General features: G+C 46.6%; 1 tRNA gene and 1 rRNA gene. Both read right to left on the bottom strand.

Features of this window, described 5'->3' with window-relative positions:
• Positions 1-51 precede the first annotated feature (51 nt).
• Positions 52-127 (bottom strand) — tRNA-Glu (locus WA302_RS25185).
• 206 nt (positions 128-333) lie between these two features.
• Positions 334-414 (bottom strand): 16S ribosomal RNA (locus WA302_RS25180); the annotation flags it as partial.

The following is a 414-nucleotide window of genomic DNA, read 5'->3' as shown; positions in this document are numbered from 1 at the left end:
TTTTTTCGGTTATCGCTAACCGGTGATAATGTCTTTCACTCATTATCGGAATGGCGTCCCCAAGGGGATTCGAACCCCTGTTACAGCCGTGAAAGGGCAGTGTCCTAGGCCTCTAGACGATGGGGACCCGAAATTGGCTTATCGAATCACCGATTCGATAATTTCGGGTAAAGGTGAGATTTTTCGTGAAAAATCGAGCGCCATTGTCGTTTGTCACTGCACTGGACAGTCACAAATCTCCCGGCACTTACCTATACCACAAGGTTTTGTTTGCTCATTACTTTTTCATCAGACAATCTGTGTGAGCACGCCACTCGAATCAATATCTTTAGGTAAGGAGGTGATCCAACCGCAGGTTCCCCTACGGTTACCTTGTTACGACTTCACCCCAGTCATGAATCACAAAGTGGTAAG

This window comes from Serratia sp. 201, assembly GCF_037027545.1.
Classification (GTDB): domain Bacteria; phylum Pseudomonadota; class Gammaproteobacteria; order Enterobacterales; family Enterobacteriaceae; genus Serratia; species Serratia bockelmannii.
Note: the sequence above shows the minus strand (reverse complement) of the source record. Positions and strands in the feature narration are given on the sequence as shown.